Origin of the sequence: Bacteroides sp. HMSC067B03, assembly GCF_001811315.1 — a bacterium.
In the GTDB taxonomy this organism is placed as follows: Bacteria; Bacteroidota; Bacteroidia; order Bacteroidales; family Bacteroidaceae; genus Bacteroides; species Bacteroides faecis.
In genome coordinates this window covers 1-25,205 of record NZ_KV804460.1, presented here as the reverse complement: position 1 = coordinate 25,205, position 25,205 = coordinate 1, and the positions used below count along the sequence as shown (strand labels likewise).

14 protein-coding genes and 1 tRNA gene are annotated in these 25,205 nt (G+C 42.5%); 6 read left to right on the top strand and 9 right to left on the bottom strand.

Annotated features, from left to right (window positions below; genetic code table 11):
- Positions 1 to 481 precede the first annotated feature (481 nt).
- Together HMPREF2794_RS23510 and rsgA are read left to right on the top strand one after the other, a co-directional pair.
- Positions 482 to 1,294 (top strand): class I SAM-dependent methyltransferase, encoded by an 813-nt coding sequence (locus HMPREF2794_RS23510; protein ID WP_138336222.1) that lies wholly within the window; start codon positions 482 to 484, stop codon positions 1,292 to 1,294.
- Complete coding sequence (gene rsgA / locus HMPREF2794_RS23505; protein ID WP_010535678.1) at positions 1,291 to 2,346, top strand: ribosome small subunit-dependent GTPase A; 1,056 nt, start codon at positions 1,291 to 1,293, stop codon at positions 2,344 to 2,346. Before HMPREF2794_RS23510 ends, rsgA begins: the two co-directional genes overlap by 4 nt.
- Positions 2,347 to 2,423: 77 nt before the next feature.
- Here the strand turns inward: rsgA and HMPREF2794_RS23500 are convergent, their stop codons facing one another.
- Together HMPREF2794_RS23500 and HMPREF2794_RS23495 are read right to left on the bottom strand one after the other, a co-directional pair.
- Positions 2,424 to 3,434, bottom strand: coding sequence for a 2-oxoacid:ferredoxin oxidoreductase subunit beta (locus HMPREF2794_RS23500; protein WP_022302323.1), 1,011 nt, complete (start codon positions 3,432 to 3,434; stop codon positions 2,424 to 2,426).
- A gap of 3 nt (positions 3,435 to 3,437) precedes the next feature.
- The gene (locus tag HMPREF2794_RS23495) at positions 3,438 to 5,288 is read right to left on the bottom strand and encodes a 2-oxoacid:acceptor oxidoreductase subunit alpha (protein WP_010535676.1); all 1,851 of its coding nucleotides are present in this window, start codon (positions 5,286 to 5,288) and stop codon (positions 3,438 to 3,440) included.
- A 203-nt stretch (positions 5,289 to 5,491) separates the two neighbouring features.
- Between HMPREF2794_RS23495 and HMPREF2794_RS23490 the strand changes: the two genes are divergently transcribed.
- Positions 5,492 to 5,563 (top strand) — tRNA-Arg (locus tag HMPREF2794_RS23490).
- Between the two features lie 172 nt (positions 5,564 to 5,735).
- Here the strand turns inward: HMPREF2794_RS23490 and secDF are convergent.
- The 5 genes from secDF to HMPREF2794_RS23465 all read right to left on the bottom strand — a co-directional run bounded on the left by secDF (position 5,736) and on the right by HMPREF2794_RS23465 (position 13,694).
- The gene (gene secDF, locus HMPREF2794_RS23485) at positions 5,736 to 8,768 is read right to left on the bottom strand and encodes a protein translocase subunit SecDF (RefSeq protein WP_070752856.1); all 3,033 of its coding nucleotides are present in this window, start codon (positions 8,766 to 8,768) and stop codon (positions 5,736 to 5,738) included.
- Between the two features lie 165 nt (positions 8,769 to 8,933).
- The gene (locus HMPREF2794_RS23480) at positions 8,934 to 11,021 is read right to left on the bottom strand and encodes a M3 family metallopeptidase (protein WP_070752854.1); all 2,088 of its coding nucleotides are present in this window, start codon (positions 11,019 to 11,021) and stop codon (positions 8,934 to 8,936) included.
- A 25-nt stretch (positions 11,022 to 11,046) separates the two neighbouring features.
- Positions 11,047 to 12,132, bottom strand: coding sequence for an endonuclease/exonuclease/phosphatase family protein (locus tag HMPREF2794_RS23475; protein ID WP_070752852.1), 1,086 nt, complete (start codon positions 12,130 to 12,132; stop codon positions 11,047 to 11,049).
- 4 nt (positions 12,133 to 12,136) lie between these two features.
- Positions 12,137 to 13,039 carry a rhomboid family protein gene (locus HMPREF2794_RS23470; protein ID WP_070752850.1) on the bottom strand — a complete coding sequence of 301 codons (903 nt, stop codon included), beginning with the start codon at positions 13,037 to 13,039 and terminating at the stop codon, positions 12,137 to 12,139.
- On the bottom strand, positions 13,020 to 13,694 hold the full coding sequence (locus HMPREF2794_RS23465) for a rhomboid family intramembrane serine protease (RefSeq protein WP_010535671.1): 675 nt from the start codon (positions 13,692 to 13,694) through the stop codon (positions 13,020 to 13,022). The genes HMPREF2794_RS23470 and HMPREF2794_RS23465 overlap by 20 nt, the downstream gene beginning before the upstream one ends.
- Before the next feature lie 215 nt (positions 13,695 to 13,909).
- On the opposite strand from HMPREF2794_RS23465, the gene HMPREF2794_RS23460 reads away from it, so the two are divergent.
- The gene (locus HMPREF2794_RS23460; protein ID WP_008761933.1) at positions 13,910 to 14,182 is read left to right on the top strand and encodes an HU family DNA-binding protein; all 273 of its coding nucleotides are present in this window, start codon (positions 13,910 to 13,912) and stop codon (positions 14,180 to 14,182) included.
- Positions 14,183 to 14,265: 83 nt separating this feature from the next.
- Complete coding sequence (argS, locus tag HMPREF2794_RS23455) at positions 14,266 to 16,059, top strand: arginine--tRNA ligase (RefSeq protein ID WP_010535669.1); 1,794 nt, start codon at positions 14,266 to 14,268, stop codon at positions 16,057 to 16,059.
- A 213-nt stretch (positions 16,060 to 16,272) separates the two neighbouring features.
- On the opposite strand, the gene HMPREF2794_RS23450 is transcribed toward argS, so the two are convergent.
- Both HMPREF2794_RS23450 and topA read right to left on the bottom strand, forming a co-directional pair.
- Positions 16,273 to 18,306, bottom strand: a complete 2,034-nt coding sequence (locus HMPREF2794_RS23450) for an LruC domain-containing protein (RefSeq protein WP_022302318.1) — start codon at positions 18,304 to 18,306, stop codon at positions 16,273 to 16,275.
- A 177-nt stretch (positions 18,307 to 18,483) separates the two neighbouring features.
- Complete coding sequence (gene topA, locus HMPREF2794_RS23445) at positions 18,484 to 20,832, bottom strand: type I DNA topoisomerase (RefSeq protein WP_010535667.1); 2,349 nt, start codon at positions 20,830 to 20,832, stop codon at positions 18,484 to 18,486.
- Positions 20,833 to 21,088: 256 nt separating this feature from the next.
- Between topA and HMPREF2794_RS23440 the strand changes: the two genes are divergently transcribed.
- Positions 21,089 to 25,009, top strand: coding sequence for a hybrid sensor histidine kinase/response regulator transcription factor (locus HMPREF2794_RS23440; RefSeq protein ID WP_070752848.1), 3,921 nt, complete (start codon positions 21,089 to 21,091; stop codon positions 25,007 to 25,009).
- Positions 25,010 to 25,205 lie beyond the last annotated feature (196 nt).

Below are 25,205 nucleotides of genomic sequence, written 5' to 3'. Positions count from 1 at the left end.
ACTTATCATCAATGGTCTGCTGATTACTTTCACTTTCCAACAGTTCGATGATTTTCACGTCTTCGCCCAAAAGCACAGTCAAGAAGCCCTCCAACACACCAAAATTTGCTTTTTGGCGGAGAAGGTACTTTCACTGCCCAATCAAAACGTATATATCTGTCCTGTTGTTCCATATCAGTCTCTTTTTTAAGTTATTGCAAAGCTACGATTTTTTTTCTGATACCGCACGGAAAAGCATTAAATGCTTCTAACTTTTTAGGCATGGATGACATTAAAACATGTTTTTTTATTTTGCAGGATCGGAAAGTATTATATATCTTTGCGGCATGACAAAGACATTTAAATCGGATTTGGTTTTATAAACAATCTGTGCTTTTGATACAGATTGTCTCTTCGTTTACTCTCGGATAACTCCTTTCGAGAGTGATTCTTTATTTATTTAATTCAAGTTTAATCTGCGTGCAATGATGAAAGCGTTGTGATGCTTTCTGTGTATGCAAAATACATTACGATAATGAGTAACGAAAATAAAACTATTCATGAATTCGAACTTAATTTAATCTGTGACTTCTTTTCCAATATGGAGCGACAAGGGCCCGGAAGCCCTGAAGTGACACTGAAAGCATTGAGCTTCATAGATAATCTTACCGATAAATCCCTTATCGCCGACATCGGTTGCGGGACGGGCGGTCAGACAATGGTATTGGCGGAACATACGCCGGGACAGATTACCGGGCTGGACTTTCTTTCCGACTTTATTCATATTTTCAACCGTAACGCCCTGCAATCAGGTTTGCAGGACCGGGTAAAAGGTATTGTCGGCTCAATGGATGATCTTCCTTTTCAGAAGGAGGAACTGGATCTGATCTGGTCGGAAGGTGCCATTTATAATATCGGTTTTGAACGGGGACTGAATGAGTGGCGTCAGTATCTGAAACCGGGAGGGTATATTGCTGTTTCCGAAAGTTCGTGGTTTACAGACGAACGCCCCGCGGAAATCAATGACTTCTGGGTAGATGCGTATCCGGAAATAGATACGATTCCTAATCAGGTGGCCAAGATACACAAAGCCGGCTATCTTCCCGTCGCAACATTTATTCTGCCGGAAAACTGTTGGACAGAGCATTATTTTGCTCTGAAGGTTCCGGCGCAGGAGATTTTTCTTCGTAAGTATGCAGGAAATAAAATAGCCGAAGAATTCAGTGCGCTTCAATCGATGGAAGTAGAATTATACCGCAAGTATAAAGAGTTTTACGGTTATGTGTTCTTCATCGCAAAAAAGGTAGGACAATGAACCAGTTAGCTATTTATGGTTGGAATGATAAATTGGACCAGCTGAAACAGGAATCAACCTATAATGCGTTGCCTCATGGCAGGGTATCCGTCGTACATCGTACCTGTTACGAAGTAATTTCTGAAAACGGACAGTTTCAGTGTGAGCTGACAGGAAGTATGATGTATGGAAGATCGGACTTCGAACTGCCTTGTACGGGTGATTGGGTCATCTTTCAGCCGTTTGATGAAAATAAAGGAATCATCGTTGATATGCTTCCCCGTGAGCGGACATTGTATCGTAAGAAAAACGGTACAGTTGCTGATAAACAGGTGATTGCATCTTATGTCGATCAGGCGTTTATTGTACAAAGCCTTGATGATAACTTTAATGTCCGCAGGGCGGAGCGCTTTATGGTTCAGATGCAGGAGGAGAATATCAATGCCGCATGGGTGCTCAACAAAGCCGATTTAGACTTTGACAGACAGGAGATTGAAGAACAAATAAAGCATATATTCCGCCGGATACCGGTGTTTTTTACAAGTATTCGTCAGCCCGAAACGATTCTTCGGTTGCGGGAATCTATCCCGGAAGGCGAAACGGTGGTGTTTGTCGGTTCTTCGGGGGTCGGTAAAAGTTCTCTGGTGAATGCACTTTGTGGGAAATCGTTATTGCTTGCGTCTGATATAAGCCTGTCTACAGGGAAAGGACGGCACACTTCGACTCGACGGGAAATGGTGTTGATGGATGGATCGGGTGTGCTGATCGATACTCCGGGCGTCCGGGAGTTTGGGCTGGCTATGGACGGTGTTGATTCATTGGAAGAAGTGCTGGATATTTCCGATTATGCGAAGGCATGCCGCTTCAAGGACTGCAAGCATATCAATGAACCCGGCTGTGCCGTTTTGGAAGCGGTAAACAGTGGGCTATTGGATGCTAAAGTCTATGAGAGCTACCTGAAACTCCGGCGCGAAGCTTGGCATTTCTCCGCTTCCGAACATGAAAAGCGTAAAAAGGAGAAATCCTTTACGAAACTCGTGGAGGAAGTAAAGAAGCGTAAGGCGAACCGATGATTTGAAAATGAAAAAAGGCGTAGATAAGAGAATGATATCTCTTGTCTGCGCCTTCTCGTTTGCGGATGAAAAGCGAATTATTTCACTTCCCAAGTATCATTAGTCATCAACAGTTCCTGGAAGTTATGATATTTCTTCTTGCCTTTGATGTCTTCGATCTGCTCTGTTACGGCATCATTGTATGTAGGAGCTTCTACTTCGCGGATTACACCGAGTGCAATCGGGAAATCGGGACCCTCCATCAATGCCAGTTTTAACTGAAGCGTATTGTCTTGGCAGTGAGCATCATGAACGAGAATGTCTTTTTCTGTGATTCCATTTTCGCCAAGTTTCACTACTTTCAGTCCGAAACCTTCCTGCATCAAACCAAACTCTTTGTTTTCACCAAACAACATCGGTTTGCCGTGTTCCAGATAGATTGCGTTCTTCGCACGTCCTTCTTTCGTTGCAACGGAAGCATGAGTTCCGTCGTTAAAGATGACGCAGTTTTGCAGAACTTCTACTACAGATGCGCCTTTGTGATTGGCGGCTGCTTTCAATACTTCTACAGAAGCGGCACCGTCTACTGCTATACAGCGGGCAAAGAAACGTCCGCGGGCACCGAAGGCAAGTTCTGCCGGGTGGAACGGATCTTCTACTGTTCCGTAAGGGGATGATTTGCTGACGAATCCGCGTTCCGAAGTCGGTGAGTATTGTCCTTTTGTCAATCCGTAGATGCGGTTGTTCAGTAGGATCATGTTCAGGTCGATGTTACGGCGAATAGCGTGGATGAAGTGGTTACCACCAATAGCCAGACCGTCACCGTCACCGGAGATCTGCCAGATCGTCAAATCCGGATTAGCTACCTTTGCACCTGTTGCAACAGCAGCAGCACGTCCGTGAATGGTGTGGAAGCCATATGTGTTCACATAATAAGGCAGACGGGAAGAGCAACCGATACCCGAAATTACGGCGATGTTATGCGGAGCTACTCCCAGTTCAGCCATTGCCTTGTGCAGTGAGTTCAGGAAAGCGTGGTCACCGCATCCCGGACACCAGCGAGGTTGGCCTGATTTATAATCTTGTACGGTATATACTTTATCGCTCATCTCTTATTCCTCCAATAATTTAGTAAATGCATCTATCAATTCTCTCGTAACGAAAGGCTGGCCTTTCACTTGGTTGAACTGGCTGATGTTCAGTCCAGGTATTTTCATGCGCAGATATCCGGCAAATTGTCCCAGGTTCTGTTCAGCTACTACAATCTTCTTGTATTTACGCAATACGTCTGCTGTGTTCTTAGGCAGCGGATTGATGTATTGGAAGTGTGCAAAGGCTACCTTCTTTCCATGATCGCGCATAAAGTCCATAGCCAGACGAAGATGTCCGTAGGTGCCACCCCAGCCAACAATCAGTAAGTCTGCGTCTTTATCGCCCAGCACTTCAAGTTCGGGAATATAGTCTGCAATCTTGTCTACTTTGGCCTGACGCAGGTGAACCATCTTGTTATGATTTTCGGGTTCGGTAGAGATGGCGCCGTTCTCGTTGCTCTTTTCAAGACCACCGATACGGTGCATAAATCCTTCTGTTCCCGGGATTGCCCAATAGCGTGCACCCGTTTCTGCATTACGTTGATACGGAGTCCAGTTACCAGCCATGTCCGGAGTTACATACGGAGGCTTGATAGCAGGATATTCGTCCAGATTAGGGAGTTTCCAGGCAGCAGAACCGTTGGCTACGAAAGCATCGGTGAGTAATACAACCGGAGTCATATGCTCCAAAGCAATCTTAGCAGCCATATAAGCAGCGTCAAAACAATTAGTGGGGGAAGTAGCAGCGATGACCGGCATCGGGCTTTCACCGTTACGTCCGTAAAGTGCTTGCAGCAAGTCTGTTTGTTCCGACTTGGTAGGCAGACCTGTAGATGGACCACCACGCTGTACGTTGACAATGACCAAAGGAAGTTCGCCGATTACAGCAAGATTCATCGCCTCACTTTTCAGACAAACACCCGGTCCGGAAGTAGTAGTTACTGCCAGAGCACCGGCAAAAGCGGCGCCAACTGCCGAAGCACATCCGGCAATTTCGTCTTCGCACTGTACGGTTTTTACACCCAGTGATTTATGTTTGGATAATTCGTGCAGAATATCTGTTGCCGGAGTGATAGGGTATGAACCCAGATAGAGTTCCAGACCGGCTTTTTCAGCAGCAGCAATCAAGCCGTAAGATGTTGCTTTGTTGCCATTAATGTCTGTGTAAAGTCCTTTTGATTTCGGAGCTTTGCTTTCAATCTTATAAGTAGAGGTAGAAGCGTGAGTATTGGCACCATAGTTATAACCATCGTTCAATACCTTTATATTTGCTTCTGCTATTTCGGGTTTCTTTGCGAATTTCTCGCGCAGCATCTTTTCTGCCGCTGCCAGGCTGCGGTTGAATAACCAGCAAACCAGTCCGAGAGCAAACATGTTCTTGCAACGGAGAATGGATTTGTTGTCCAGTCCGGAATCTTTCAAGCTCTCTTTGCACATAGAAGAAATGGGCACTTCCAACACTTCTTGTTTAACGCCTAATTCTTCGAAAGGATTGTCGGTCTTGAATTGTGCTTTTTCCAGGTCTCTGGCTTCGAACGAGTCGGAGTCGGTGATGATAAGTCCTTGCGGTTTACAGAATTTGATTTGTGTTTTCAGTGCGGAGGGGTTCATCGCTACTAATACGTGGCAACGGTCTCCTGGAGTGTACACCTGTCCTGCACCAATGTGAACCTGAAAACCGGAAACACCGGTCAGCGAACCTTGCGGAGCACGGATGTCTGCCGGATAGTCAGGGAATGTACAAATGTCATTTCCTACCGTAGCCGACACGTTCGAGAAGATGTTGCCTGCCAGCTGCATACCATCGCCGGAGTCGCCGGAGAAACGTACTACTACTTCCTCCAATTCTTTAACCATCATTTCGTCTGCCATAACTTTAATTACTATATTTAATTTAAAAACTGATTTTACTTTCAATTTGTGAGTGCAAAGGTCGGAAAGTTAATCGAATTATCAAAATAAATCGTACTTTATTGTCCTATTGACGCCAAATATTTGAAATTGCTGAAAGGAACCTGCATTTTTATTCTTGTTAAATCGACAGAAACCGTTATCTTTGCAACCAAAATAAAAGCGGCCTTGTAGTTCAACGGATAGAATAGAAGTTTCCTAAACTTTAGATAGGGGTTCGATTCCCCTCGGGGCTACTTAAGAAGATCTGTAGGGAGCTGTGTTGTTTGCTTTCATACTGTACAAGTTTAAAGTTTTACAATGGTCTCTTTTAAGATTAACGTCTTATAGCTTCTATTTGTTTTAATAATCAATAGAAAAAGCCTCTTCCGAATATTCGGAAGAGGCTTTTTCTATTTCTGGATTGTATTAATCTTCCGTAGTAGTTGTTACTACTTTTTTGCTCTTCATCATGTTGTATGCAATCGGAGATGCAATAAACAATGAAGATAAAGTACCGATCACAACACCGAGGATCATAGCGAATGCGAAGCTGCGAATTGAATCACCACCGAGGATGAAGATACACAGCAATACGATCAACGTACTCAATGAAGTATTGATGGTACGAGCCAGTGTCGTGTTCAGAGAGTCATTGAACAACTGACGTTTGTCGCGTTTCGGATACAAGCCGAAGAACTCACGTACACGGTCGAAGATTACCACCTTATCATTAATAGAGTAACCGATAGCTGTCAGGATAGCACCGATAAATGTCTGGTCGATTTCCAATGAGAACGGAACGAATCCCCACAACAGTGAGTAAGCACCGATAATCATGATCGTATCACAAGTCAGAGCTACGATAGAACCAATACTGTAAGCGATGTTGCGGAAACGGATCAAGATATACAGACCGATAGCGATCAGAGCCAGAACAACTGACCATACGGCACCTGTCTTGATATCGTCTGCGATACTCGGACCTACTTTCTGTGAACTTACGATACTACCACCTGTGTGATTGTCACGGTCGATGAAAGTAGCCAGTGTGATGTTCTGTGTCAGCAACGGCTTCAGTGTTTCGTATAAGTATGATTCGATCTCAGAGTCTACATTGTTACCTTCGTCTGCGATACGGTAGTTGGTACTGATACGTACTGTTTTCTTGTCTGTACCGATAGCGATCACATTTACATTTACATCTTCACCAAACTTGTCAGCGATCAGTTCACGAACTTGTTCCGGTTCTACCGGATTCTCGAATTGTACCTTGAAGTTACGTCCACCGGTGAAGTCAATACTTTGACTTAAACCACGCAATGCAAACGAACCAATACAAACAAGAATAATAGCGCTTACGATGATCAGTGACTTCTTATTGGTTCCCATGAAGTCGAAACGGGTATTTACCAGCAAGTTTCTGGAAATCTTGGAAGTAAATGTCAGGTTCAGCCACTTGTCTTTATTCATGAAGTGTTCGTATACAATACGAGTCATGAACACAGCAGTAAAGAAGGATACAAGGATACCGATAATCAATGTAGTGGCGAAACCACGGATAGGACCTGTACCGAAATTGAACAGGATGATACCGGTGATAATAGATGTCAAGTTAGAGTCGAAGATTGCAGAGAAGGCGTTAGAATAACCGTCAGCCAATGCTTTCTTCACACCCTTGCCGGCCCGAAGCTCTTCTTTTGTACGTTCATAGATAAGTACGTTCGCATCCACCGCCATACCGAGTGACAACACCATACCGGCAATACCGGACATGGTCAGTGCCGCCTGGAAGGATGAAAGGATACCCAGCGTGAAGAAGAAGTTCAGGAACAATGCGCAGTTGGCAACCATACCCGGGATGAAACCATACATAGAACACATATAGATCATCAACAAGATCAAAGCTACAACGAATGAGAAAATACCTGCGTTGATAGATTCCTGACCCAGAGACGGGCCTACGATATCTTCCTGTACGATGTGAGCCGGAGCCGGCATCTTTCCGGATTTCAATACGTTAGCTAAGTCCTTTGCCTGTTCCGGAGTAAAGTGACCTGTAATCTGCGAACGTCCGCCTGTGATTTCAGAGTTTACGTTCGGAGCAGAATATACATAGTTATCAAGAACGATAGCGATAGAACGACCGATGTTCTGCTTGGTCAGCTGTGCCCAGCGGCGTGCACCGTCAGAGTTCATTGTCATGCTTACAGCTGGTTTGCTGTATTGGTCGAATTCGTCTTTTGCATCTGTTACTACGTCACCTTCCAACGGAGCTTTGCCGTTGCGTTCGGTAGACTTGATAGCATACAATTCAAACGTCTGTCCTTTCTTATCGAATTCAGAAGGAGAAACACCCCATTTCAGACGAAGATCCTTCGGAAGTTCTGACTGGATTTCGGGCATGCTCAGATATCTGTTGATATCGGCAGTATCCTTATAGTTAGCATAGCCGATAACTGGACCCTGACCGCTTGAATTCAACTGAAGAATAGCCAGCAACGGATATTGCTTTTTGATTTCTTCCATGTTTGCTCCAGCTTTTTCGTCTTTGGCATCTCCTTTCAGAGTAGCTGCGAGACTGTCGGCAACGCTTACGGCTTTTTTGGCCGGAGTAGCTTCTGTCAGTTTGGCTGCAGGGATTGTGTCTGCTGTTGTGTTAGTAGCTGTAGAGTCAGCAGCCGTTTCCTGTGACAGGATAGCACGCAATTTTGAGTCAGCCGATTGCATAGCCGGAAGAATCTCTTTTGCAGTATATGTTTCCCAGAATTCGAGGTTAGCCGAACCTTGAAGAAGTTTTCTCACACGTTCCGGCTCCTTGATACCCGGAAGTTCCACCATGATACGGCCCATTTTATCTTCGAGGCTTTGGATGTTCGGCTGAACAACACCAAAGCGGTCGATACGGGTACGAAGCACGTTGTATGAATTTTCAACGGCAGCCTTAACTTCTGCTCTCAATACTTTTTCTACTTCAGCATCTGATGATTTCTGGTTAACTTTATCTTTCAACTGTTGTGTTGCGAAGAGTTCAGAAAGTTTTGCGCCCGGAGCAGTCTTCTGGTATTCTCTGACGAACAAGGTAATGATGTCGTCCTGGCTGTTGACAGCTTGCTTTGCAGCTTCATTCAACGCTTTGTTGAAATTCTCATCTGGCTTGTTGTCAGCCAATGCTCTGATAACATCAGGCACAGAAACTTCAAGGATAACATTCATACCACCTTTTAGGTCCAAACCTAAACTGATCTCCATTTCACGACAATCTTTCAGCGTCCAGTTCCACAGCATTACTTTCTCATTGGAGAGAGAGTCAAGGTAGTCTTGTTCTACTTTCGGGTCACCGTTCGCAATCTCTTTCGCCTTATTTGTGTAATGGCGAGTTACGAAGGAGAAGGAGAGGTAGAACACGCATACCAGCGTGAGTAGTACCGCAAAAACCTTTACAAATCCTTTGTTTTGCATTTTACTTTTAATTTATGATGATTACTTTTTTAATTTAATTTTCAGTTAAATTCTGTCGTATACAAGTTCTTTTTGCCGCATACAAGGCTGCAAATATAGTTTTTTTTTCACATTCATATGTAATAAGCCCTCAAATATTTGATGTTTAAGGGCTTTTTTGCCGTTTTATTTCATTCCTCTGTTTTTCAGTAGCGGCTCCAGACTCGGTTCTGCACCGCGGAAATTCTTATAAAGTATCATCGGATCTTCGCTGTCTCCCTTCTCCAATACGTTGTAGCGGAACAGGTCGGCTGTATTTTTATCAAAGATTCCATGTTCTTTGAACGCTTCAAAGGCATCATTGTCAAGTACATTCGCCCAAAGGTAACTGTAGTATCCGGCAGCGTATCCGCCAATGATATGATTGAAGTATGTGACACGGTAACGGGGGGCTATTTCGGGGATCAGTCCGAGCTTGTCCATCGCTTCTTTTTCGAAAGCGAGCATATCCAGATTATTTACATCTGTTATCATATGAAGGTTCATGTCGAGAATGGCGGCAGCCAGTAACTCGGTAGTCATGAATCCTTGGTTGAACGTTTTCTGTTTCAGAATCTTTTCGATGATTTCATTGGGGATTACTTCGCCGGTTTGATAATGTTTCGCATACATTTTCAGTACTTCCGGTTCGGTGGCCCAGTGTTCGTTGATCTGAGAAGGAAGTTCAACAAAGTCGCGTACAACATTGGTACCGGAGGTTCCTTTGTATTCGCACTTTGTCAGCAAGCCATGCAGCGCATGACCGAACTCGTGGAATAAGGTCTCTACTTCGTCCATTGTCAACAAAGAAGGAGTGTCGCCGACAGGTTTGGTGAAACTGCATACGTTGCATACCAACGGGCGGGTTGTTCCCTGCTGTTCGCGGTAATTGCTCATCCATGCGCCGCCGCTTTTTCCGGAACGGGGGAAATAGTCAACATAGAAAATACCCAGTTGGGAGCCGTCGGCGTCTTTCACTTCGAAGACTTCCACATCCGGATGGTAAGTTGGGATACCTTCCAGTTTGCTCAGAGTGATACCATATAATTTGTTGGCGACTGCAAAAGCTCCTTCGCGTACATTTTCCAGTTTGAAGTAAGGCTTGGTGTCTTCTTCGGAGAGGTTGTATTTCTCCTTGCGAAGTTTCTCGGTGTAATACCACCAGTCCCATGCTTCCAATTTCTCGCCTTTGCCTTCTTTATCCATTAACTGTTGGAGTTCTGTGGCTTCGACTTTCGCTTTCGGCAAGGCATAGCTCCAAAGGTTATTCAGCAGACTCATTACATTGCTGTCATTCTTTGCCATTGTTTCGTCCAGTACAAAGTTGGCATAGTTATTGAAACCTAATAAGTTAGCTTTTTCCAGACGGAGGGAGACAATCTTCCGGATGGTTTCTTTATTGTCATTCTTGTCGTTATTGTTTCCACGGTTGATGTATGCCTTATACATTTTCTCGCGGAGCGGGCGATTCTCTGAGTATTGCAGGAACGGCAGGCGGCTGGCATTGTGAAGGGTGAACAGCCACTTTCCGGATTGTCCGGCAGCTTTAGCCTCTTCGGCTGCACTTTGGCAGAACCATTCGGGCAATCCGGATAAATCTTCTTTTTTGTCTACGAAAAGTTGGAAGGCATTGTTTTCATTCAGAACATTATTGCTGAATGTAATACCCAAGGTAGAAAGTTCTTTGTTGATTTCGCGGAGACGCGCCTGTTTCTCTGTATCTAAATTAGCTCCCGAACGGACGAAACTTTTGTAGGTTTTATCCAGCAGACGTTTCTGTTCTGTGGTCAGATTCATTGAATCTTTCTGTTGGTATACAGCGTTTACACGTTTGAAAAGTTCTTGATTCAGAGAGATGTTATCTTCGTGCTCGGAAAGGACTGGTGCCATTTTGATAGAGAGCTCGGTCAGTTCATCGGTTGTTTCCGCATCCGTCATATTGAAGAAAATGGCACTTACACGGTCCAGAATGGGTGCGCTGTTGTCCAAAGCTACAATCGTGTTGTCGAAGGTAGGTACTTCCGGGCTTTCGATAATTGCCTGGATATTCTGGTTCTGTTCTTCAATACCTTTCAAAAAGGCGGGTTCGTAATGTTCCAGTTTGATTTTATCGAAGGAAGGAACACCATACTCTGTTTGAAATTCAGTGAAGAAAGGATTGCTTTCTGTTTTTGTTCCACAGGAGTACATCATACAACTTGCTGCTAAAATGGTTAAAGTTTTTCTAATCATCATGGTATTTATTAAAGTTTTTTCTGTTTTATTGCTTGCCTATATAGCACCAGATCGGGTAATGGTCCGAATCTTTAATCGAACGGTCTACGGTACAGTTATAGGCTTTCAGATTGGGACTGATCAGAATATTGTCTATCCGGAAATAGAATTTATTCAGATTATAGGAGATACCCAGTCCCCTGCCGGATTGTGTGAAAGCGTCATCCAGTTGTTGTGTAAGGATGCGATGGGTGTACGAAATGGAAGCGTCGTTGAAGTCGCCACAGGCAATAATAGTGGGATATTGGCTGTTTGCAATGATGCTGGCTACGGAATCCGCCTGTGAAGAACGGATGGCTGATGCTTCCGCCAGTTTCTTTATTAATTGTCGGAGCCCCGTTTTTACTTTCTTTGCGTCCGGGTCTTTTATCATATCCTCATAGATTACCTTGTCTTCTTTCGTCAGTTTGTTGGATTCTAGATGGTTGTTTATGAGGGTAATGGTGTCTTCATTTACTTTCAGAGTGTACTGCATTGATCCATTGTAAGTACTTTCATATTGGATGGGACGTGCCGAAAGTATGGGAAACTTAGAGAAGCAAGCTAACTGGCTGCCTCCTTTTTCCGGATTGTGGATAGAGCGGTAAGGATATGCCTTTAATGCTTTCCTAATGTCTTCTGCTGTCAGATATTTCTTGTTTCCAGTTGAATTGTACTCTTGAAGGCAGATGATATCAGCTTTGCTGTCGGCAAGGTAGGATAATATTGGATTTTTTCCGTCCTTCTTTTCTAAATTGTTAAACCCCATAACGTTGTAGGACAAGAACTTGATGCTGCCGTCCGGTATTGTTTCTACCGTAGAATTAATGGGGATATAGGTCCGTATTTGCGGGATACATACCAGAAACCCGATGATCGGCAGTAAGGCATAGCGATAGCTGATGATGGTCCAAAAGATAACAAAGCATAGGTTGATAGCCAGAAATATAGGGAAAGCAAGCCCCAGACAGGAAGCTATCGGATGTATTTTGGGTTGGAGATATGGGCTATAGGCACTCAAAATCAACATCCCTACAAAGAGGGCGTTGATTGCTAATATCAAATAAAGGACAAATTTGCCAATGTGTTCCATTCTTTTATCTTTTGCTTGCGTCGAACAAGCTCTTCTTCTCTTCCGTCGTCAGGCTTTCATAACCGGATTTTTTCAGCTTCTCCAAAATACGGTCTACCTCATCCGATTGTGCTTTCTTACGGGCATTATAATCATAATCTTTCTCGCGACTTGTATCGCTTCCATAGTGTACTTTCATTTTGGGTTTGCGTTTCCATGTCTTTTTCTGAAACAGGGAAGCGAAGCCGTCGATGAACCAGTTAATGCCGGAAGTCAGATCTTTTCCTTTGCTCAGGCTGGCTGCAAACCAGAGTCCGGCAAGTGCACCGCCTAAGTGTGCGATATGTCCTCCTGCATTATTGGAAGTAATAAAGAGTAAGTCTGTTCCGATAACGATCAGTGCCAGATACTTTAAACGAACGGCGCCAAAAAGGAAAAGCTGTACCCGATAGTTCGGTTCTCTGTAAGCGGTAGCTGCTACGATGGCAAGCACGGAGGCAGAAGCACCAACCAATGTAGCGTGCGGTAATACCTCGCTAAAATAAGGGAATATCTTATAAGCTGCCATGTAGAACAACCCTCCACAGATACCTCCTAATACATATACCCCCCGCAAGTGTTTTCCCGAGAAGAAATAGAGAAACAAACTTCCGAACCAGTATAGCCAGAGCATGTTGAACAAGATATGCAGGAAACCTGCATGCATAAACATGTAGGTAAGTAATGACCATGGCTGGATGATAAACCGGTGAAGGGAAGCCGGAAGGGCGAATAAATCGAATATCCCCGCTGCACTAAGGTTGAACAACTGCAATACTACACTAATTAACGTACCGATAACGAAGATTCCTACGTTAATATAAATCAGTCGGATGAAAGTGTTTCCTCTTCTGAATGTTTCTTTTAAATCAGCTATAATATGTCCCATTATTTCTACTTTTTTTTCTCCAATACATAATCAGGATAAATCCGAATATCATACCTCCCAAGTGGGCAAAGTGGGCTACATTATCTCCGGGATTATTAGCAAAGCCGGCATACAGTTCGATCAAAGCATAACCGATAACGAAGTATTTGGCTTTGATAGGGAAAGGCAGCGGAAAGATGAATAGCTGGTTGTTGGGGAACAACATACCGAATGCGAGCAAAATGGCATATACAGCTCCCGAAGCGCCCACGGTAGTCAGCATATTTAGAAAATCTCCCATGGGAATGATGCCTGTTCCTATATCCACCTGTGAATAGTGGCTGTAGTCCACTACATATTTAATGTATTGCACTCCTTCTTGGATAAGTCCTGCGCCGATACCACAGACGATATAATAAAAAAGGAAACGTTTCGGTCCCCAGGTCCGTTCAAGAACAGTTCCAAACATGAAAACAGCAAACATATTGAAAAAAATGTGGCTGAACCCGCCATGCATGAACATATAAGTGATAAGCTGTGCCGGATTGAAGTCACTGGCGAGGAAAAAATGTAATCCCAGATAATTAGTCAGATCGATACCGTATCGTTGAGCGACAAGTGTCCCGAAAAAGACTAGTACATTGATAATTATCAGGTTTTTAGTTACAGTTGGCATAATTTTATATTCTGAATATTTAAGTAATGAACGCAAAAGTACGAATAAATTCTGTTTTAAAGCATGGAAAAGCTTCCCTATTAGCTCTTTTTCAATAATTTGCTGCGTTTTTTTTATGTTTTTATTTGATATATTGTTTTGTTCATCTATATTTGTAAAGTCGTAATGGGAAATCTTTTGTGTAACATATATATTAATTAATCATTTTACGTATCATGAATAAGTCTGAACTTATTAGTGCAATGGCTGCTGAAGCTCAAATGAGTAAAGCCGATGCGAAGAAAGCTCTTGATGCTTTCATTTCTTCAGTTACTAACGCTATGAAAGCTGGTGATAAGGTAGCTTTGGTTGGTTTTGGAACGTTCTCTGTAAGTGAAAGAGCGGCAAGAACTGGTATTAATCCTTCTACAAAGGCGGCTATTACTATTCCTGCAAAGAAAGTAGCTAAGTTTAAAGCTGGTGCTGAATTGTCTGCAGCTGTTGAATAAACATATAGTTGAAAGAAATTAGAAGAGGGAGGCGCGATACGTCTCCTTTTTTTGTATCTTTGCGCGCAAGAAACAACTTGATTATGAAGATAGAAGATAAACTTGTAGCGTCCGTCATCAACGGACTAAAAGCACTTTACGGTCAGGAAGTCCCTGAGAAGATGGTGCAGTTGCAAAAAACCAAGAAGGAATTTGAAGGACATTTGACGCTGGTAGTGTTCCCTTTTCTGAAAATGTCAAGAAAAGGACCGGAACAGACAGCTCAGGAAATTGGTGAATATCTGAAGGCAAATGAATCTGCTGTAGCTGCTTTCAATGTAATAAAAGGCTTTTTGAATCTGACTATTGCGTCGGCTACCTGGATTGAGTTGCTGAATGAGATTCAATCAGATGAACAGTACGGTTTGGTAAAAGCTACCGAGGCTTCTCCGTTAGTTATGATTGAGTACTCTTCACCGAATACCAACAAGCCGCTTCATTTAGGGCATGTGCGTAACAATCTTTTAGGAAATGCGTTGGCTAACATCGTTGCTGCAAACGGAAACAGAGTGGTAAAGACGAATATAGTAAATGACCGTGGCATCCATATCTGTAAATCCATGCTGGCATGGAAGAAATATGGAAATGGAGAAACTCCTGAAAGTACAGGCAAGAAAGGTGACCATCTGGTTGGCGACTATTATGTGTCTTTTGACAAGCATTATAAAGCGGAACTTGCCGAACTGATGGAAAAAGGCATGACAAAAGAAGAAGCAGAAGCTGCTTCTCCGTTGATGCAGGAAGCCCGTGAAATGTTGGTGAAATGGGAAGCCGGCGATCCGGAAGTACGTTCTTTATGGGAAATGATGAACAGTTGGGTGTATGCCGGATTTGATGAGACTTACCAAAAGATGGGTGTCAGCTTCGATAAGATATATTATGAATCCAACACTTATCTTGAAGGAAAAGAGAAAGTGATGGAGGGACTGGAAAAAGGCTTTTTCTTTAAAAAAGAGGACGGGTCTGTTTGGGCTGACCTGACTGCTGAAGGGCTCGATCATAAACTGCTTCTTCGCGGCGACGGCACATCTGTTTATATGACTCAGGACATCGGTACGGCGAAACTTCGTTTTGCTGATTATCCGATTGATAAGATGATTTATGTTGTGGGTAACGAACAGAATTATCATTTCCAAGTACTTTCTATCCTGTTAGATAAACTGGGTTTTGAATGGGGAAAAGGTCTTGTACATTTCTCTTATGGTATGGTGGAACTGCCGGAAGGTAAGATGAAATCTCGTGAAGGTACAGTGGTTGATGCTGACGACCTGATGGAAGAGATGGTGTCAACAGCCAAAGAAACTTCGCAGGAATTGGGAAAACTGGATGGTCTGACACAGGAAGAGGCAGATGATATTGCCCGTATTGTTGGTCTGGGTGCTTTGAAATACTTTATTCTTAAAGTAGACGCCCGCAAGAATATGACTTTCAATCCGAAAGAGTCTATTGACTTCAATGGTAATACAGGACCGTTCATTCAATATACGTATGCCCGTATTCAGTCTGTGCTTCGTAAAGCTGCTGAGTCCGGTATTGTGATACCGGAACAGATTCCTGTCGGTATCGAACTGAGCGAGAAAGAGGAAGGACTGATCCAGATGGTGGCTGATTTTGCAGCAGTTGTAAAACAGGCCGGAGAAGACTACAGTCCGTCTATTATCGCAAATTATACGTATGATCTGGTGAAAGAATATAACCAGTTCTACCACGACTATAGTATTCTGCGTGAAGAGAATGAGGCGGTAAAAATATTCCGTATTGCTTTGTCTGCCAATGTGGCCAAAGTAGTTCGTTTGGGAATGAGTTTGCTGGGTATTGAGGTTCCTTCCAGAATGTAATACCTGCTCTGAACAAAATACTCTTTTACGGGGTTTCTTTAATAGGTATATTAAAGGAATCCCGTATGTTTTATTCACCTCATCCCTTGCTCAGAAAGAGAGAAACGGAAACAGCTACCGTATCTTATTCTGAGTTGTTGTTCGACCAGATTTATGTCTTTTGGGTCACATGCTTTTACATTGTTTTGCTTGGATAAGATTATTGAAAGTTTATTATTGAGTAATTACTTTCGAATTATCAGGGTCTTTCCACCAATATCCATTCGAAGCACCGAAGCTGGATGCCCAAGCTCCAAATTTAGGATACGCTTCCAATATACTTGTCTTTTCTATTGGTACAAGAAAGTCGGCACTTCGCTTAGTTCCTACCCTGACACCGCTAATTTGTAGCCCGGTCGGCATATTCTCGCTATTTACGTAGTACAGTCCTTCATCTGGTTTGGATACATCACTGCCTGTGCCGAAATAAGAGAAGTTCATTTTACTGGTTGGAGGGAATTTTACAATATGTGCCTCTTTGTCACGTCCTGTGCCGGAAGAGATGATGATAAAAGGGTTCATATTAAATTTGCTGTACGTCTTTTCCCAATAATCGTTGTTAAAGAAAGGAATAAATGCGGTTTCTGTAAATTTTTCCTGAGTGACGTCTATTGTTACGGTAAACGTTTTGTTGATAGCTGTCTTTTGATTATCGAAAAGAATAATAGTGGGATAGTCCTGCCCTGGTTCCCTATCCTTTCCTTCCATAAACTGTGAAACTATTCCGCCGGATTCTATGGTTATTTTTTTTATATCACTATTTGATATACCTGTGAGCTGATAACCAAACCCATTCTGCCAGTTTGCACCATCATGTTTAGGTATAAATGTGTCTATAATCTTTTCAACTTTATTGGTTAGAATACTTTTGTGAATATCACGTTTGTATTCGACAATCATATCATTCATGTCATAATCCCCTTTGGATGGCCAGAAATCTTCAAATGATAATACACCTTTATAGGAAGTATGTATGTTCTCGATAGGTGCATCGGGGAGTTCTTCTACCCCGCCAGTTTCGATGGATGATCCATCTGAGAAATCAAGATAAAATACAGCATCTCCAAAGTTCCCTTTTCTGGTATTATCTGTTGGTTCGAAGTTGGTTGCATCTTCCATTCCGAACGCTACAACTTCCCCGGATTTGTTCTTTAGAGCAATGGTGCGGTGTTCTTTGCTCTTGTTCAAGTTGCGGATAGAATAGAAAGTGCGTTTGTTGTTGAGGACCTCCGAGGTCTTTTGATTAAAGGAAGATTCTATAAGAAACCATGCTATACTTACTCCCGCAGGGAATTCGTCCACGAACTTTGTACCATCCCAATATTTCAGCTCAACTCTGTCACCGGTATACATGCTCCCTGCTGTACTGCTGGAATTGCACACGGCGGTCGATATGCGTGGATAGGCAATAATCGGTGTAATTTGGTCTGCCTCAGTCGGCTTTTGATTGGTAGGATAGGTAAAATAGCCCACAGTATTTTGCTTGGTGCCTGTACTGTTAAGCATAACCAGCCCGATTTCTGTAGGTTTCTTGATATTGATTTCTATATTTACATTATCAGCTATATATTCAGGATAATGATCTTCCATCGCTGCGCTTCCACCCGGCTTAATGAAAACTTCGCGGATATTATATAAGAGTTGGCCATCTATCTCTGTGGGAGTGGAAGAAAGATAAGTAGGACATCCTATTACACTCCAGTCGCCTAGAACTTTAAAGCCTTCCGGGTATTTATAGCCGTTTTCTGTTACTCCTCTGCTTGTACTTTTGGCATTTCTTTTACTTTGTATAAAAGCTTTCTGGTCAAAAGATACTTTACCGTTCACAATCTGCAGCTGAATCGGACTGACTGTTCCCAGATAATCTGAATAGAGGTAGAGTTCTGTAAGATAAGACGGAATGGATATGAAATCATTGAAAATCCCTTTCTTATCGGTAGCCCCACGATAGACAGGCTCTTCTTTAGTTTTGATTATGTTTCCATCCGTATCTTCAGACAACGGATTTTCGGAATATAATTCAAAAACAACCTGATAATTTAAACCATAATTTAAATCAACTGTGCAACTGGAAGATGTTGTAAAGCCAAAATAGTTATCTGCAGTTTTTTCTTTTGGAGCTTCGTATAAATCCTTTTCCATACAACCGACTAACGAGAGTGCGCATAGTACCCCCACAAGGAGAAAATTGAATTTGTTTGTTTGCATAACTGTGTTCTGATAATTTGATTGTGATCTGCAAATATATGTATTTAATATATCAAAACAAAGCGTTTGAGAATAATTTGTTTAGAAAGAAATATATTGCATTGTAAATACAACGAAAGTCCGGTAACCAGTTGATATAGGTTACCGGACTTTTGATATCAGGGTTTGGTGCAAATATTATTTCTTCTTGGCAGTTCGTTTGCCTTTGGAAGAAGTGCTCGGACCCTTTTCGTCTTGTATTCTGACTAATTCCAGGCAGCTTTTCAGACTCAAATCCTGCGGAACAATATCTTTGGGAATCTTGTAATTATTGCCTTTGTAAGCAATGTAAGGTCCGTACCGGCCATTCAGAATCTCCATATCCGGTTCTTCATCAAACTTCTTGATGTGCCGTTCTGCTTCTTTTGCCCGTTTTTCCAGAATCAGTTGCTCTGCTTCTTCCAAAGTAACTTTCATCGGATCAAGTGTTTTCGGCAGTGATACATATACTTTGTTATGCTGGATATAAGGGCCAAAACGACCTATACCTACACTGACAGTCTTTCCTTCATATTCACCAATAGTACGTGGTAACTTGAACAGTTCCAATGCTTCCTCCAATGTAATTGTTTCCATGGACTGGCCTTTCTTCATTTGTGCGAAACGTGGCTTTTCTTCATCATCTACCGTACCGATTTGTACTACAGGGCCGAAACGACCGATTTTTACAGAAACAGTCTTTCCTGTGCCGGGTTCTTCTCCTAAAATACGTTCGCCAACTTTATGTTCTGTCTTTATAGATAATGTCTTTTCTACTGACGGGTGGAACTGATCATAGAAAGTCTTCATGATAGAAGTCCATTGTACTTCTCCTTCTGCAATCTCGTCAAATTCCTTTTCTACACTGGCGGTAAAGTTATAATCCAGAATGTCCGGGAAGTATTCGGTGAGGAAATCGTTTACTACTGTTCCGGTATCTGTAGGAAAGAGTTTGGACTTCTCCGCACCTGTAATTTCGCTATGATCTTCATCTTTGATCTGGCTGTCTTTCAGCGTCAGCACATTGAATGTACGTTCTTCGCCATCCTTGTTGCCCTTCTCTACATATTCACGTTGCTGAATAGTAGAAATGGTAGGCGCATAGGTTGAAGGACGACCGATACCCAATTCTTCCAGTTTGCGCACAAGGCTTGCTTCCGTATAACGCGGTGGACGTTGGGTGAAACGTTCGGTGGCAACAATCGGACCATATTCCAGTTTCTGCCCTTTCTTTAAAGGAGGTAACAGCCGGCTTTCATCCTCTTGTTCACTCTCGTCGTCATAAGATTCACGATATACACGCAGGAAACCATCAAACTTGATAACTTCACCGACAGCAGTGAATACTTCGCCGCTTTTACTTATAGATATGGTAGCAGTAGTCTTTTCCAGTTCCGCATCTGCCATTTGCGAGGCAATGGTGCGTTTCCAGATCAGGTCATACAATTTCTTTTCCTGTGCCGTACCATCGATGGATTGATTTTCCATGTAAGTCGGGCGAATTGCCTCGTGCGCTTCCTGTGCTCCCTTAGTCTTTGTTTCAAAGTGACGGGGATGTACATAACGCTCACCCATCATATGGATGATGGCATCCTTACTACTTGCTGTTGCATATTCCGACAGGTTGACGGAGTCTGTACGCATATAAGTGATGAATCCGGATTCGTACAAACGCTGTGCGATCATCATTGTTTGTGCTACAGTATATCCCAGTTTGCGGGCTGCTTCCTGTTGCAGGGTGGAAGTAGTAAACGGAGCCGGCGGTGTCTTCTTGACCGGACGGGTAGTTATATCTTCAATCGTGAAAGTCGCTCCCTGACATGCGTTCAGGAATGCTTTTGCTTCTTCTTTTGTTTTGATACGGCGGGATAGTTCAGCTTTCATTTCTACCAGTTTGCCGTCTGTATCGGGGACAAGAAATACAGCTATCACCCGGTAAGCAGCTTCTGATTTGAAGGCATGAATCTCTCGTTCACGTTCTACAATCAGACGGACAGCTACTGACTGTACACGACCAGCCGACAGAGAAGGCTTTACTTTTCTCCAGAGTACGGGAGATAACTCAAAACCTACAATTCTATCCAGAATCCGTCGTGCCTGTTGCGCATTTACGAGGTTGAGGTCGATATCGCGTGGTTGTTCGATTGCTTTTAAAATAGCGCCTTTAGTAATTTCGTGAAAGACGATTCGTTTTGTGTTTTCCGGTTTTAGTTTTAATACTTCATACAGATGCCAGGCGATCGCTTCTCCCTCGCGGTCCTCATCGGATGCGAGCCATACGGTTTCTGCCTCTTTCGCTTCTGCTTTCAGCGTGTTGACCAAAGCCTTTTTGTCTGCCGGAATTTCATAAGCGGGTTTAAAATTCTTATCTACGTCGATGCTGAATTCTTTCTTCTTCAGATCGCGTATATGTCCGTAACTAGAAAGGACTTTGAAATCTTTCCCGAGAAATTTTTCAATCGTTTTTGCTTTTGCCGGAGACTCGACAATGACAAGGTTTTTTTGCATAATTCTTTCTTTTATGATGGCTTGTACCATGATATTTCGGGGCAAAAGTAGAAAAAAAGATTCTCCCTACCTTATAATATAAGGAGAATCTAATATTTTTTTGGAAAAAAAAGATTTTACTTGAATTCGTGTTTCTTTTGTATGTGCAAGAATTATTGAGGAAATATTCCATAAAGCAGGAGATTTTAATATAAAACAGTTTTATTTAAATAGAATTTCCTATATTTACACCTCGATACAGTATTATGCGCTATGTATGAATAAGATTCTATTTAAAATATATCTATTGTCTTTCTTTATAGGAATTGCACAGCCTATCTGGAGCCAGTCTCCTTATTACTATTATAAACAACTCGGAATAAGGGAGGGGCTTTCACAGTCGAAAGTACAGAGTGTTCTGAATGACCACAGAGGTTATCTTTGGATTGGTACGGAGGCTGGTTTGAATTGTTATGACCGTGACCATCTGAAACAATACCTGCATCAGCCGGGAGACGAAAAGACGTTGCCTTCTAATAATATAACTTTTATTGCTGAGGACTCTTTGTGTAATCTCTGGGTAGCTACAATGGGAGGAATTTGTCTTTACGATAGAGAAAATGATAATTTTAGAACCTTATCGAATGGTGGCAAACCGATCTACGTTGCTTCCTATCTGTTGGTTGAAGGCGGTGTCTTGTTAAGTGGGTCGGGAGCGATCTATAAATATGCTTATGCCACTAACAAGCTCGAACCTCTGTATTATGCACAAGATCCGGCTTACTATACGCCTTTTTGGCAAATGATACGTTTTGATGATGAGAATATTCTGCTCAATTCGCGCTGGCATGGCATATACTCTTTCAATATGAGGACTTATGAGCTGAAGAAAATAGAGTCGTTTACAGAAAAAAACTATACCTGCATTTATCTGGACTCTTATCACCGTCTTTGGGTAAGCGTTTATGGCAGCGGATTGTATTGCTATCAAGACGATAAGCAGATCAAGCACTTTACGGCATCCAATTCTCCTTTGACATATGATGTCATTCATGACATCACTGAAAGAGAAAACAAACTCTGGGTGGCAACCGACGGTGGCGGGATCAATATTATTTCTTTAGATGATTTTTCATTTACCAATATTCAGCAAAAGCAGGATGATGTCCATTCATTTCCAGCCAATACGATCTACCGTCTCTATCTGGACCCTGCCAATAATATGTGGGCAGGCAGTATCCGGAGAGGATTGGTGGGTATAAAGGGGGTATATGCCTGTTCTTATCAGAATGTCCCTTTTGGCAATTTGTATGGATTAAGTAATCAGACGATAAATAGTTTTTTCCAGGATGACGACGGAATGATCTGGGTGGGAACTGATGGCGGCGGTATCAATCGTTTTGATCCGGCATCGGGAACTTTCCAACATTATCCTGCCACCAAATATGAGAAAGTTGTTTCTATCGTAGAGTATACTCCTGATGAGCTCCTGTTTTTTTCTTTTAATAAAGGGCTTTTCATCTTTCATAAGCAGACGGGACAGATACGCCCCTTTGTCTTGATTGATAAGGAAATGAATGATCAGACTTGTATCAATGGATTTTCTGTCAATATACAGCGGATTACGAAGAATAAGATTCTTTTTAGTGCCCAGCATATTTTTATATATGATATCGTTACCCGTAAGTTCGATATAGTGGCTACTATGGGAAAAGAATATGAACGGCAGTCTCCGCTGATTATAGCTACGGTAGGAACGAAAACATATCTTTCCGATCTGAAAAATATATGTGAGTATGATTCTTCCGAAGGCACTTTCAAGACGATTTATCAGGGGCAGCATATTATTAATGATGCTTCTATGGATAAGGATGGTGTCTTCTGGCTGGCTTCTACCGAAGGGCTGCTACGTTATGATCCACGCACCGGGAAGAGTGAGCTGATACAAACAAGCCTGTTTCAGGATGTAGCCTCTGTCGTTGCTGATAACCAGTATCGTATCTGGATCGGAACGCGCCGTCATTTATTTGTTTATTCTTCCCATACTCATAACTTCGCCACTCTGGATGAGGTAGACGGTGTCCTTCCCAATGAATATATTTTTCATGCTACTCTTCTGGCCAAGAATGGAGATGTTTTTGTCGGTGGTACCACAGGTATGACGGTTGTAAACTCTGCCGTTCATTTTGATACAGATTCGGATTATACGGTTGAATTGCTGGATGTATTATTAAATGGTCTTCCTGTCTCATTATCCGAAGAGCAGCAACATGCAACGGCCAGGACTATCCAGATTCCTTGGAACTTCTCTTCCCTGCAATTGAAAGTTTTGCTGAATGAAGGTGATGTATTCCGCAAGAATTTCTTCCGCTTCAATATTGAAGGCCTTCATCAGGAGCTGGCGAGTTCCAACTCGAATTCTCTGGTCATTAACTATTTGCCGATAGGCGAGTATACGATAACCGCTTCTTATTATGCCCGCAATGGGGGATGGAGCACGAAACAGCAGATTCTCCATGTCATTGTTACCCCGCCTTGGTGGAAGACAGGCTGCTTTTATATGCTGCTATATATATTGCTGGGGCTGGTGGCATATAGCATTGTCTACTACTTCTACCGTAAAAAGAAGGCCAAACAGAAACGGGAAATTATGCGTCTGAAAAATAAGATGTATGAGGAGAAGATTAATTTCCTGACGAATATCAGTCATGAGCTTCGTACTCCTCTTACGCTGATTTGTGCGCCATTGAAGCGTATCATAAATCAGGAGTCGGACAAGAAAGATGTGGAAAAGCTGTTGGTTCCGATTTATAAGCAGGCCTATCAGATGAAGAGTATCATTGATATGGTGCTGGATGTGAGAAAGTTGGAGGAAGGAAAAGATATGCTGCATATTCTGCCACATCCTTTGAATGAGTGGGTACGTTCGGTCGGAGATAAATTCGTCGGTGAATATCACGTGAAAGGCATTAAACTGCAATACGAGCTGGACGAAGAGATAAAAGACGTTCCTTTCGATAAGAACAAGTGTGAATTTGTTCTGTCCAACTTCTTGATGAATGCGCTGAAGTTTAGTGAGTCGGGTACGACCACTACATTGATTACCACTTTGTCGCCGGAAAAAGACAGGGTTCGGATCTCTGTCAAGGATCAGGGGATGGGACTGAATATGGTGGATACGGATTCTCTTTTCTCCAGTTTCTATCAAGGGGTACATGAGAAAGGAGGAAGTGGTATCGGATTATCCTATGCAAAGAGTCTTATTACTCATCATAAGGGAAAAGTAGGTGCTTCGAATGCCGATGGAAAAGGAGCGGTGTTCTATTTTGAGTTGCCATTATTCACAGATGCCTGTGGACAACTCGAACCGGTTTCTACAGAAACGTCTGCAGGCGTTGAAGTGAACGAACCCGATCAGGTTGATTATACCTTCTTAAAGAAATATTCGGTGATGGTGGTAGAAGATACTCCCGAACTGCGAAGTTATCTGAAAGAAACACTGAGCCATTACTTTGTTCGTGTATATGTCGCTAAGGATGGTAAAGAAGGATTGGAACAGATTAAGGACCGATTGCCGGATATCATAATCAGTGATGTTATGATGCCCCGTATGAATGGGTTTGAGCTTTGCCGGGAAGTGAAGACTAACTTGGATATCAGTCATATCCCTTTTATTTTGCTGACCGCTTATCACAATTCTCAGAATATGTATACCGGCTATAAGACCGGAGCAGATGCCTTCTTGCCGAAGCCTTTTGAGATAGACGGTTTGCTGGCATTGATTCATAATCAGTTGAGATTGCGCGAACAGATACGGGCGAGATACAAAGATGATAAACTGCTGACACATAAAGAAGTGAGCTTTAGTAATGCGGATGAAACTTTTCTTTTGAAATTAAATTCATTGATTGCAGACAACATGAGTAATCCGGAACTGGATGTCGCATTTCTGGCCACCAATATGTGCATTAGCCGGTCATTATTGTTCAACAAAGTAAAAGCCATCACCGGTATGGGGATTGTAGATTATGTGAACAAGCAGCGTATTGAGCAGTCAATCGTGTTGCTTACTACTACCACCATGAATATTACTGAGATCTCCGAAGTGGTCGGCTTCTCTTCTTTGCGTTATTTCAGTAAAGTCTTCAAGTCTATTAAAGGCGAGATTCCTTCTGCATATAGAAAACAGGATAAATAAATCGCATCTGTAACTTGAATGCAGTGCATACTAGAAATAAAAAAATAAATATTAGTCTCATACTCTCATTCTATATGAGATAAATGGCATATAATCAGTGTGATATGTAATGAGAGATACTTCTTTTGCAAGGTATCTCTCATTGTTTTCTACATAAAAACAGTAAGCGTCTCGGCGATGCCGTCTTTTCTTTAAT

Excerpts from the sequence above, each read along its gene's own strand:
- rsgA (WP_010535678.1), top strand. The coding sequence starts at position 1,291 with ATGAACCAGTTAGCTATTTATGGTTGGAATGATAAATTGGACCAGCTG.
- HMPREF2794_RS23450 (WP_022302318.1), bottom strand. The coding sequence starts at position 18,306 with ATGCAAACAAACAAATTCAATTTTCTCCTTGTGGGGGTACTATGCGCA.
- topA (WP_010535667.1), bottom strand. The coding sequence starts at position 20,832 with ATGCAAAAAAACCTTGTCATTGTCGAGTCTCCGGCAAAAGCAAAAACG.
- HMPREF2794_RS23500 (WP_022302323.1), bottom strand. The coding sequence starts at position 3,434 with ATGAGCGATAAAGTATATACCGTACAAGATTATAAATCAGGCCAACCT.
- HMPREF2794_RS23480 (WP_070752854.1), bottom strand. The coding sequence starts at position 11,021 with ATGATGATTAGAAAAACTTTAACCATTTTAGCAGCAAGTTGTATGATG.
- HMPREF2794_RS23460 (WP_008761933.1), top strand. The coding sequence starts at position 13,910 with ATGAATAAGTCTGAACTTATTAGTGCAATGGCTGCTGAAGCTCAAATG.
- HMPREF2794_RS23440 (WP_070752848.1), top strand. The coding sequence starts at position 21,089 with ATGAATAAGATTCTATTTAAAATATATCTATTGTCTTTCTTTATAGGA.
- HMPREF2794_RS23475 (WP_070752852.1), bottom strand. The coding sequence starts at position 12,132 with ATGGAACACATTGGCAAATTTGTCCTTTATTTGATATTAGCAATCAAC.
- HMPREF2794_RS23465 (WP_010535671.1), bottom strand. The coding sequence starts at position 13,694 with ATGCCAACTGTAACTAAAAACCTGATAATTATCAATGTACTAGTCTTT.
- HMPREF2794_RS23470 (WP_070752850.1), bottom strand. The coding sequence starts at position 13,039 with ATGGGACATATTATAGCTGATTTAAAAGAAACATTCAGAAGAGGAAAC.
- secDF (WP_070752856.1), bottom strand. The coding sequence starts at position 8,768 with ATGCAAAACAAAGGATTTGTAAAGGTTTTTGCGGTACTACTCACGCTG.
- HMPREF2794_RS23510 (WP_138336222.1), top strand. The coding sequence starts at position 482 with ATGCTTTCTGTGTATGCAAAATACATTACGATAATGAGTAACGAAAAT.
- argS (WP_010535669.1), top strand. The coding sequence starts at position 14,266 with ATGAAGATAGAAGATAAACTTGTAGCGTCCGTCATCAACGGACTAAAA.
- HMPREF2794_RS23495 (WP_010535676.1), bottom strand. The coding sequence starts at position 5,288 with ATGGCAGACGAAATGATGGTTAAAGAATTGGAGGAAGTAGTAGTACGT.